The sequence below is a fragment of the Paenibacillus sp. NPDC056579 genome, from assembly GCF_042793215.1.
In the GTDB taxonomy this organism is placed as follows: Bacteria; Bacillota; Bacilli; order Paenibacillales; family NBRC-103111; genus Paenibacillus_S.
In genome coordinates, this window is the sequence record NZ_JBHTVD010000007.1 from 61,989 (window position 1) to 72,044 (window position 10,056).

A 10,056-nucleotide genomic window follows, 5' to 3' on the forward strand; every position below is an offset into this window, starting at 1 on the left:
GCGGAAAGGAGGCGGACCGGTGATATCGATCGATCCGGCTGTAAACAGCGAGAGGGATAATTACAAGCTGCTGATAGGGAGCATTATCCCTAGACCTATCGCACTGGTAACAACCTTGTCGGCAAGCGGAGTATTGAATGCGGCGCCTTTCAGCTATTTTAATATCGTAGCCGCTAATCCTCCCATGGTGTCCATTTCGGTGCAGAGGAAGCAAGGTGTGCCGAAGGATACCGCCAGGAATGCAGCAGCAACGGGAAGCTTCGTCGTCCACATCGCCGACGAATCGTATATTGAAAAGCTCAATCAAACGGCAGCCGGCTTGGCGCCCGATGTGAGCGAGGTCGAGTTTGCCGGGCTTACTGCGGTGCCGAGCGAGCAAGTGAGTGTACCGGGGCTCGCCGAAGCCCGAATCCGGATGGAATGCGTGCTGGAGCACGCCCTGCCGATCGGTGGAGCGGAAGGCTCCCCGGCAGCCGACCTGCTGATCGGGCGAGTGGTCCGCTTCCATTTCGACGAGTCGTTGTATGACGGCGGACATATCGACCCGCAGGCGCTTCAGCCGGTCAGCCGGCTCGCCGGAAGCAATTATTCACGGCTCGGCGATATATTCGCTATGGCTCGGCCGGATTAATACAGGCTGACGTCGGATACAGTTGATCCGGCGTCAGCTTTTTTTTTGAAAAATCATATTGACAGAAGCTGCAAAATGGAATAATCTTTGATTGACTCAGTTAGTCAATGAACAACGACAACCAATCTTGGCAAATGACATGATTTCCTTCAACTAAGAAATCTAGCACAAGCTTTATACAATCGAATGGCTATATTTTTTTACTTTAAAATTGACTGATTAAGTCAATCAAAAAAATGGAGGCGATGGATCATGGTAATATCCAAAGAAGAAAGAAACGTGCGCAAAGAGGGAAAGGCCATTATTATGGGAGGCAGTATGGCGGGCTTGCTGACGGCCCGGGTGCTGTCGGACCTGTTTGAAGACGTTGTGATCGTAGACAGGGACGAATTTCCCGATGAGCCGGTGAACCGGGCGGGTACGCCTCACGCGAATCATCCGCACCGGCTGCTGCAGCGCGGGAAGGTCATATTCGAGGAGCTGTTTCCCGGCTATACCGACGAGTTGCATCGCAACGGCGCATTTGCACGTGAAGGCAAAACGGTGCACTTCACGAACCAATACGGCACTCTCGAAATGCCCGAAACGGAGAAAGATATGGGCTTCAGCCGTGCCTTATTCGAGTGGGTCATCAGGCAGCGTATCTCGGCGCTTGCTAACGTAAGATTCCTTCCGCGGCACGAAGTGTCGGGGCTGCAATCCTCTGCAGACGGTACGTCCGTTACCGGCGTTTATGTACGGGAGCGCGGAAAGACAGGGGAGGCGGAAGCGCTGGTTGCAGATTTGGTCGTCGATGCGAGCGGGCGTTCCTCCAAAGTCGTGCCTTGGCTTCAATCATTAGGCTACGAGGTGCCGGAGGCGGAGCGGCTGAAGGTATCTCTCGGCTACAGTACCCGTCACTACAAGCTTTCTGCTCAACATGCGGACCGCTGGAGTGTCATTCTCGTAGACGCTGTCCCTGCGAAGAAGATCGGAACAGGAGCGCTCGGGACTATCGAGAACCAGATCGCGGAAGTATCGCTCTATTGCGCCGGCGGTGAAGCTTACCCGACTACGGATGCTGACCGGTACGAGGAGGAGGCCGCCCGGCTGTTAAGTCCGGTGCTTGCCGATGTGCTGAAGGAGCTCGAGCCTGTCGGCAATCCGAGAGGATATCGCGTACCGGAATGCTTCCGTCAGCATTTCGAGCAGATGAGCAGCTGGCCGTCCGGTTTGTTCGTGCTCGGGGACGCGTTTTGCAACTTCGATCCGATCTACGGACAGGGAATGACGATCGCCGCTATCGAAGCGCAGCTGCTGGGCAAGTGCTTGCAGGAGCAGCGCTGTAAGCCGAAGCGGAACTTTGAGCTGGACGTATTTGCGCAAATACAAAAAGCGATAGAACCCGCATGGTGGATGAGTCTCGTTGCGGATTTGCGCTGGTCCGGCGTAGAGTACAGCGGTCCTGCATCGAAGAAAGGGATTGCTTTTGCGCAGCAATATTTTGATCTGTATTTGGGCAATGCGGTCGGATCGGGCAACGGGCAGCTGCTGGAGAAATATTACGATGTAACGGGGATGATGATTTCGCTGCGGGAGATTATGAATCCCGAGACGATCGTCCAGGTGCTTGCCCTTGATGAAACGGGCGAGGCACAGCGGCTCTCCGCAGAGTTTTTCGGCGAAGAAGGGAAGGCGATGGAGAAGGAGCTAGAGCGATTGATACCGCTGCTTGCGATGTGATCGGGACAGCTGCTCTTGCCGGGAAAGTTTCTCGTTTCATTGATGGATCCGACAAATTCATGTATTGTGATATCAAGAAATGTGGAAGCTAGACTATGCTATAGCGGGGGAATGAAGACCATTGGCGCCTTTAAACGAACAACAACTGCATCAAATCCGCGACGAGCGCAAGGAGCAGATTATGGCCGCGGCGCTCAAGGTTTTCGCACGGCGGGGAATTATAGGAACGAAGATGAGCATGATCGCCGCGGAAGCGGGTATCAGCCACGGCTTGCTGTACCATTATTTTCAATCGAAAGACGAACTGTTCACCACCCTCGTTCGGTACGCCGTAACCGAAGCGTTCACGGAAATGAACGGTTTGGCCCAATTGCCGGGATCGCCTATTCAGAAAATAAGGGCGTTAACCGAAGCGATGCTGAATGAAGAAGGCCAGCCTTACTTCATGCTGATGCATCAGGCGCGGACGTCGGACGGCGTACCTGACGAAGCCAAGGTGCTTATAGAGCAATTTTCGATGAGCAGGTCGGTTGAAGCTTTGCTCCCGGTATTCGTGGAAGGGCAGCAGGCGGGAGAAATTGCCGCAGGAGATCCCGAGGAGCTCATCAGCACTTATTTATCGGTTGTATCCGGACTGATGGTGGTTCTAACTACTCAGGCAGATGTTGGCTACAGGATGCCCGGGGTAGATGTGCTGCTGCGGCTTGTGGCGGCACGTTGACGGATGCTTAGGCAGCGGTCTGCAGGAGGTTACGATTTCTTGCGGAACGCGCCGGGCGTCATTCCTTCTTCACGTTTGAACACTTTAATAAAATAGCTCGTATGCTCGTACCCGACCTTGCGGGCGACTTCGCCGATATCCAGCTCCTGATGACGCATCAGGAGCTCTTTGGCTTTGCGCAGCCGAATTTTGGTGACGTATTCGAAAGGGCGCGTTCCCAGCGTCAGCTGAAACAACGTGCATGTATGCTGCGGTGTGACGGAAAGCCGGGAGGCCAAGTCCTCCAAGGTAATAGGGCTATGGTAGCGGTCCTCGATATACCGGAGGGCAGGAGCCAGCTGCTCGAAAAATTGCTGCCGGGAGCGGATGTCAATCTGAGCGCCATAGCGGTACAGGTCGAGGATAAGCTGGTAAGTCAGCGACGAGCATTCCAGGCTCTTCATCGGATCGGTTGCTTCGGCGACGGACATGAGACGATAGATGTGCTGCAGGATCGGGTCCGGATTGGCGAACGTCAAGATGCGGCTGCCGATAAAGCCGAGAGAGCGCAGCATCTCCCCCGCATAGCTCCCGTTAAAGGAAAGCCAATTTACCTCCCACGGCTCCATGGTTGCGCAGTAGGCATGAGGCTCATCGGGAAATAGCAGCATCCCTTGCCCTTGTCCGATATATTGCTTCGTTCCGTTCAATTCGAGCACCCCTTGGCCCCGTGTACATTGGATCCACTGGTAGTTAGGGTACCCCTCGGGCCGTTCGATGGGGTACTGATTTCGCCATTTGCCGATACAATCCAGATAGACCGGAAGCTTCTGCTCGAAGTCGGTAATCGTCATGTAGATGTTGCCGTGTCGAATCATGTTAAGTTTTCTCCTTTTCCGTTAATAATTTGAATATAGTTATATAAATTGAAAATCATTCTATTGATGGCCTTTAAAATGCTCGCCTATAATATTCATATAGTATAATATTCCAATTTCAGATTACAGGGTGACCGCCCGGAAATCAAGGAGATTCCGATGAAAATCACGTTTTTGGGAACCGCCGCAGCGGAGGGCATTCCGTTTCCGTTCTGCGATTGCGCCACCTGTCAGCAGGCAAGAAGAGAGAAGGGACGGAACATCCGGAGAAGGCAATCGCTGCTGATCAACGACGATTTGCTGATCGATATCGGTCCGGATTTGTACGCCGCTTGTGCGGACCTAGGTATTTCGTTGACAGGGCTGCGGCATTTGCTTGTTACGCACAGCCACAAGGACCATTTTTACGAGCTGAACCTGCAGCTGCGCCACAGGATGTTCCGCTTGTCGACCGATTTGCCGCCGTTGACGGTGGTGGCGGGCGCATCGGTGCTCAGCATGTGGGATCTGACCGGTGGCAAAGACCAGGCCGCCGAGCTCAATCGGATTCCCTTTGCAGCAGGACGGCAGCTGGAGCTTGCCCCATACCATGTCCGTTCGATTGAGGCTTCCCACATTCCCTCGATAGGAGACGCGATGAATTACATCATTGATGACGGCAAGGTCAAGCTGCTTTATGCCTCCGATACCGGCATGTACGGTGAGCAGGCTTGGCGGCAGCTGGCCGGGGTGAAGCTGGATGCAGTGGTGATGGAGGCGACGCTCGGGACTCGCCAGCAGGCCAAGACGCATTTGAGCTTCAGGGACTTTGGCTTGATGCTAGAACGGATGCGGGAGCTGGATATCATTACGGAAGAGACGAAGGTCATTGCCACTCACTTTTCTCATCAGTGCGTTGATCCGCATGAGGAAATCGAGGCTTATTTCCAGGGCACCGGGGTCGTCTGCGCTTACGACGGCTTGAGCCTGGAGCTGTAGAGGACGGATAACCTCCACAGCAGCGCAGGAAGGGAGGGGATAAAGGTTGCGAAGAACCAAGCTGCTGGCAACCGCATCCGCAGCGCTTCTGCTCACCGTCTGGCTGACATCGGGCTGCGGCAGCGTTCCGGCTACCACACCCGGCGGTACAGCATCAACACCTTCTGATCATGCGGAGGGACAGGATGCTTCCGGCCGGCTGGAGCCGATGATGACGCCGAAACGGTATGAAGGGCTGCTTACCGTGAGGTATTTGAACCTTAAGCACGAGAAGCCTGAAGGAGACTGTATCGTCATCCAGTCGCCGGACGGCAAAACAATGATTATCGACGCCGGCATCCCGGAGGTCGGCCCGCAGGTTGTAGACGCATTAACGAAGCTGGGGATTCAGAAGATTGACATTGCAGTCAATACCCATCCTCACACCGATCACATCGGAGGATTTGATAGCGTTTTCAAAAAGGTTCCCGTCGATCGGTTCTACATGGTTGACGCGAAGGCGTCGATATGGGCTTCCTATCGGAATGCAATGTCGCAAGTGCAGCTCAAGAACATCAAAACGGAATTTTTGCAAGAGGGTGATACCTTTGTGCTTGGTCCGCAGGTGCATGTTCAAATATTGAATCCGCGTAAGGGCGAGCTGCCGGGAGCAATCAAGACCTTTGAGCTGGATGAAGTGAACAACGCGTCCATGGTGCTCAAGCTGACTTACAAGGACACGAGCTTTCTGTTCACCGGAGACATCCACAGGGAGCGGGAGATGGAGCTGATCGAACGGTACGGCGATAAGCTGAAGGCGGATTTCATGGATGCCCCGCACCACGGCATTTCCACTTCCTCGTCGCAGTCCTGGCTGAGCGCGGTGTCGCCCCGTATAGCCGTCATCAGCTACGACCACTTTAACACCTTCAAACAGCTGCTGAATTATCAAAAAAACAACATCCAAACGTATGTAACGGGCTTTCATGGTCAAGTGCTGCTCACATCCGACGGAAAGAAGCTGAATGTCTTTACCGAAAAGGACTACCCGGATTTCAAGAAATGATCACGTTAGCATGGCCTTACCCCATTTTTTGAGCGAGGAGTTCATATCATGTATCCTATTCGAAAAGGAATGACCGTAAGTCTCTCGATCTTATTGACCGCAGCCCTTGCAGCAGGATGTTCATCAAGCCAAAGCACAGGGACAGAACCGACTGCAGAGACCAAGCCGCCGCAGCAGCAGGAAAAGTTCGAGCCCGTCACGCTGAAAATGTACCAGGCGCAAGCCTACTGGACGGAAGCCGATTTCAAGAAGCTGTTCCAGGAGCCGGTACAGAAGAAATACCCTCATATTACTTTGGAGTTTGTGCCGAATACATCTATTGAAAAGGCGCTCGCCGCCGGGGAAGATATTGATCTCATTTCCGTATGGAACGGGCTTATGCCTCAGTATGACGATATGGGCTTGTTCGAGGACATTACCCCTCTGGCCAAGAAAATGAATATGGATTTGGGACGATTCGATCAAGGTGCGCTCGACAGTGTCAAGGCGGCTACCAAGAGCGGGCTTCTGTACGGGCTCCCCAACTGGGTGCAAATTTACGTCACCTACTATAACAAGGACATCTTTGACCGGTTCGGCGTTCCTTATCCGAAGGACGGAATGACATGGGACGAAATCATTGAGCTGGCGAAAAAGGTGACGCGAGAAGACGGAGGAACCCAGTACCTTGGGCTCGATCCGGATTATTTGACCCGCATGCTGACACCTCTATCCTTGGGTATCGTAGACGGCCGGACCGATACGACCGATGTGAATAGCGAGCCGTATAAGCTCGTGTACGAAACCGGCAAGAAAATTTACGATATCCGGGGCAATACGCCGAAGGAAGGCATTATGAAAGGGAGCGTCACGGACCGGTTTGCGAAAGACAAAAACGTCGCGATGTTGACGACAATTAACTTGTTCGATAAATTGACGGCGGACCCGTCGCTCAATTGGGATGTCGCCCAGTATCCGAGCTACTCGAGCCGGCCGAATCTGTATGGAGCCTACGATATTAACGTGACGGCCATCAGCAAATCGAGCAAGCACAAGGATGACGCCATGCGCGCGATGGAGGTTATTTTCTCCGACGAAGTACAGCTAATGAGCTCGAGGGCCGGCAAGCTGCCTCTGATGAAGGACCCTAAGTTCAACGCCGAATTCCTGAAAGGAAACGAGGCTTTCAAGGACAAGAAGATCCAGAGTATTTTCAAAAGCAAACCGGCTCCCGCCTCGCCGCCATATTCCAATTTTTATACGAAATCGAGAGGCATTGTCGTAGACAAGTTCAAAGAATACGTCGAGGGCAAGAAAGACGTGAACACCGCCTTGCGCGAAGCGGAAGAGGCGATAACGCAATACATCAAGTCGGAGAAGCCTTGATTTACTAAGGCGGACTCATGCTATGAAAATAGACTATCATACGCATCACGAGCGCTGCGGACACGCAAAAGGCTCTCTAAGAGATATGATCGAGGCTGCCGTCGCTCTCGGTCTGGATCAGATCGGACTGGCGGACCACAGTCCGTTCTTCCACCGGGAAGAGGACCGGCCCGTACCGGATATGACGATGGCGAAGTCCGAATTTCCGCGCTATGTTGCGGAGATGGCCCAGCTTCGCGAGGAATATAAGGGACGCATCGACGTCCGTCTCGGGGTGGAGTCCGATTATATTCCGGGCTGGGCGGAGGCTTACGGGCGGATCTACGCGGATTATCCGCTCGATTATATCATCGGCTCCGTCCATTATGTAGACGGAATCCATGTGTTCAGCCGCAGAAGGTGGCAGCAGGGGAATACCGATCCGGAGGAGACGTATGCAGGATACCTCCGTCTCCTGCACGAGGCGGTCCGCAGCAGGCAATACGATATTATGGGTCATATCGACGCTGTCAAAGGAGTGTGCCCTCACCCGGTACGTGTCCTGTGGGAGGAGACTGTCGGCATCATTGCAGAGTCGGATGCAGCCGTCGAGATCAATACATCAGGGCTGCGCAAGCCTTGCCAAGCCTGGTTTCCGTCCTTGGAGCTGATCGAGCTGCTTATATGGCGGAACGTGCCTCTTACGTTCGGCTCGGACGCTCATGATCCGGAGCAGCTGGCGTACGACTGGGAGCATGTAGTTACGGCTTTGCGCGAGCTCGGGGTAAGGGAGCTTGCTGCGTTCCGGAGGCGCCGGCGAACGATGGTTCCTTTGCCTTCGAGGATGATATAGATCTGAGTAAAAGGCTGCCTGATGGCGCGGTTGTATTGTAGGGAATAGCGGATTCTCTGTCCGATAGACTGATATGCGTTACCAAGTCTATAGGCAGCCTGATATAAACCCGGCCGCTTAAGTGGAGTTCACGCCCCGTTTCGGCTATGATAGATACGAGACTGCTTGTTCGTCGGAGATACGTACACCGTCTCACCAGAGCTTTAGGCGAACGAATTCCATACACTAACGGAGGTCACTTAAGTGAGCAAACGCTATCGGATTACAAGAGAATTTCAACAAATTGAAGATTCCGCAAAACATATATCTTTGGAAGAATGCAAACAGTATTTCGCGTCCGAACCGGAATTTACCTACACATCCGTATTTACGGTGACGGGCTCCACCACCATGTCGATTGAGGGAGATTTCTTCATGTGGAGCTATGGCGATGCGAAGATTCCATTCCGTCATTATGAGGGAGACCTATACGTATCCGGCAGCAATGAAGCCGTAATCCCCAAGATGGTAGAGGTCGCGAGCGCTCTGGTCGCCGATATAGTAGAAGGATAACGTCTGCCTGCAGGCACCATCTGACAAAAAATCGTCTTCTGCCGCAAGGCAAAAGACGATTTTTTTTTGCTGCAGCCCCTAAGTGCTGCCTATTAGAAGGCACAAGCTCACTCTTATCTCAGGAAATACCACCAGTAAGCCATTTCCAAAGTTTCTCCCATCCCGCTTGGCACATACCCGTAATACATAGCGTCCGCCTCGCCGGAGGTTCCGAGTCCAGAGACTCCCAGTGCCACTACTGCTGTTACTGCCAATGCCATCGCTGCAAAACGAAATTTTTTCATTGTGTTCTCCACCTTTTCTTAGAAAATGTATTCCTTTGCTACCTCCATATCTTACCAATCCGGTTATCCTATGTTGTAGAGGAGGGCGCTCCTTCTTTTCCGTGAATTTTCGTCAGGAATAGTCGGGAAGAGAAAGGGAAATGCCAGGAATGCAATAAGGACTATTGAATGCTCAGCTGTTTTGACATACAATAAAGTAAATATTTGGTATGTGTTACTGGCGTAAACGTGGATCACCACGAGGGAGCACATGTTCATATCGCCGTACGCCTGGGCAAAGTATTTGGTTTGCGATCTCATGATCGTAATCAAATGCTTTTTTATTTTCCATTCATGAAGGGACAGGTGATATTGAAATGAAGATGGCTTACATTTTGTTCGACAAGATGACGGCGCTCGATTTGGTCGGTTTTTATGAAGCGGTAACTTGGCTCGGCATTTTAAAGGCACAAGAAAATGTGTCCTGGCATTTCTGTTCCAACAAAGAGCAAATCACGGATGATCGCGGGTTGACGATACAAATCAAGCATGTGTGCCCGGATTTATCCGACTATGATCTGATCTTTATACCTGGGGGCATGTCCACAAGGCAGCTCAGATTCGATACCGAATTCATTTCATGGATTCAGACGGCACGAGATGCGGAATACAAAGTGTTTGTATGCACGGGAGCTTTAATTTTGGGGGCGGCAGGCTTTTTGACCGGGAAACGAGCGACAACGAATCCATCCGCATACGACCTGCTGGAGCCCTACTGCTCTGAAGTGGTTCAGGAGCGCTTCGTACGGGATGGCAATGTGTTTACAGGCGGAGGCGTATCGGCTTCCATCGATCTCGGTCTCTATTTCGTAGAATCGCTTACCAATGAGAATGTAGTTCGTCAAGTTCAAGAAGCGATGCATTATCCCTACTATTCTCCGTTCACAAACAAACAAGGCAGCTGATGTGCCAATGTACTGGATATACAAGGACTAATTACGATTCGAGCAAAAACGGGGCGCACTCCAGCAGGGGGCGTCTTTTCTTGTACTATGCACCTGTTGTACCCCATTCGATTTCCAGTAAAAGT

The 10,056-nt window shown here is 52.4% G+C and carries 11 protein-coding genes and 1 riboswitch; of the genes, 9 read left to right on the top strand and 2 right to left on the bottom strand.

The genetic code is table 11. From position 1 onward, the window contains the following. The first annotated feature begins 19 nt into the window (after positions 1–19). From ACFQ88_RS25215 to ACFQ88_RS25225, 3 genes are all read left to right on the top strand, one after another. Positions 20–631 (top strand): flavin reductase family protein, encoded by a 612-nt coding sequence (locus ACFQ88_RS25215; RefSeq protein ID WP_379458158.1) that lies wholly within the window; start codon positions 20–22, stop codon positions 629–631. 252 nt (positions 632–883) lie between these two features. Further along, positions 884–2,353: an NAD(P)/FAD-dependent oxidoreductase gene (locus ACFQ88_RS25220; RefSeq protein ID WP_379458160.1), complete on the top strand. Its 1,470-nt coding sequence runs from the start codon at positions 884–886 to the stop codon at positions 2,351–2,353. 121 nt (positions 2,354–2,474) lie between these two features. Next, positions 2,475–3,074 (top strand): TetR/AcrR family transcriptional regulator, encoded by a 600-nt coding sequence (locus ACFQ88_RS25225; RefSeq protein ID WP_239629153.1) that lies wholly within the window; start codon positions 2,475–2,477, stop codon positions 3,072–3,074. A 29-nt stretch (positions 3,075–3,103) separates the two neighbouring features. Here ACFQ88_RS25225 and ACFQ88_RS25230 read toward each other — a convergent pair whose 3' ends face one another. Beyond that, on the bottom strand, positions 3,104–3,931 hold the full coding sequence (locus ACFQ88_RS25230; RefSeq protein ID WP_239629151.1) for an AraC family transcriptional regulator: 828 nt from the start codon (positions 3,929–3,931) through the stop codon (positions 3,104–3,106). 159 nt (positions 3,932–4,090) lie between these two features. Here ACFQ88_RS25230 and ACFQ88_RS25235 point away from each other — a divergent pair, with 159 nt between their 5' ends. The 5 genes from ACFQ88_RS25235 (at position 4,091) to ACFQ88_RS25255 (ending at position 8,703) form a co-directional block, all read left to right on the top strand. Then, positions 4,091–4,909 (top strand): MBL fold metallo-hydrolase, encoded by an 819-nt coding sequence (locus ACFQ88_RS25235; RefSeq protein ID WP_379458163.1) that lies wholly within the window; start codon positions 4,091–4,093, stop codon positions 4,907–4,909. A 46-nt stretch (positions 4,910–4,955) separates the two neighbouring features. After that, on the top strand, positions 4,956–5,954 hold the full coding sequence (locus ACFQ88_RS25240) for a ComEC/Rec2 family competence protein (protein ID WP_379458165.1): 999 nt from the start codon (positions 4,956–4,958) through the stop codon (positions 5,952–5,954). A 48-nt stretch (positions 5,955–6,002) separates the two neighbouring features. Then, a complete protein-coding gene (locus ACFQ88_RS25245; RefSeq protein ID WP_239629148.1) occupies positions 6,003–7,319 on the top strand; it encodes an ABC transporter substrate-binding protein in 1,317 nt (438 codons plus the stop codon). A gap of 22 nt (positions 7,320–7,341) precedes the next feature. Then, positions 7,342–8,151, top strand: coding sequence for a histidinol-phosphatase (locus ACFQ88_RS25250; protein ID WP_379458168.1), 810 nt, complete (start codon positions 7,342–7,344; stop codon positions 8,149–8,151). Between the two features lie 243 nt (positions 8,152–8,394). Then, positions 8,395–8,703, top strand: a complete 309-nt coding sequence (locus ACFQ88_RS25255) for a hypothetical protein (RefSeq protein WP_379458170.1) — start codon at positions 8,395–8,397, stop codon at positions 8,701–8,703. Positions 8,704–8,816: 113 nt separating this feature from the next. Here ACFQ88_RS25255 and ACFQ88_RS25260 read toward each other — a convergent pair whose 3' ends face one another. Continuing rightward, the gene (locus ACFQ88_RS25260) at positions 8,817–8,987 is read right to left on the bottom strand and encodes a hypothetical protein (RefSeq protein WP_239629145.1); all 171 of its coding nucleotides are present in this window, start codon (positions 8,985–8,987) and stop codon (positions 8,817–8,819) included. Positions 8,988–9,190: 203 nt separating this feature from the next. After that, a riboswitch (ZMP/ZTP riboswitch) is annotated at positions 9,191–9,270 on the top strand. A 73-nt stretch (positions 9,271–9,343) separates the two neighbouring features. Here ACFQ88_RS25260 and ACFQ88_RS25265 point away from each other — a divergent pair. Beyond that, a complete protein-coding gene (locus ACFQ88_RS25265; protein ID WP_379458179.1) occupies positions 9,344–9,931 on the top strand; it encodes a DJ-1/PfpI family protein in 588 nt (195 codons plus the stop codon). Positions 9,932–10,056: the final 125 nt, after the last annotated feature.

Coding starts and splice junctions, on each gene's coding strand:
- ACFQ88_RS25220 (WP_379458160.1), top strand. CDS start 884: ATGGTAATATCCAAAGAAGAAAGAAACGTGCGCAAAGAGGGAAAGGCC.
- ACFQ88_RS25230 (WP_239629151.1), bottom strand. CDS start 3,931: ATGATTCGACACGGCAACATCTACATGACGATTACCGACTTCGAGCAG.
- ACFQ88_RS25235 (WP_379458163.1), top strand. CDS start 4,091: ATGAAAATCACGTTTTTGGGAACCGCCGCAGCGGAGGGCATTCCGTTT.
- ACFQ88_RS25245 (WP_239629148.1), top strand. CDS start 6,003: ATGTATCCTATTCGAAAAGGAATGACCGTAAGTCTCTCGATCTTATTG.
- ACFQ88_RS25250 (WP_379458168.1), top strand. CDS start 7,342: ATGAAAATAGACTATCATACGCATCACGAGCGCTGCGGACACGCAAAA.
- ACFQ88_RS25260 (WP_239629145.1), bottom strand. CDS start 8,987: ATGAAAAAATTTCGTTTTGCAGCGATGGCATTGGCAGTAACAGCAGTA.
- ACFQ88_RS25265 (WP_379458179.1), top strand. CDS start 9,344: ATGAAGATGGCTTACATTTTGTTCGACAAGATGACGGCGCTCGATTTG.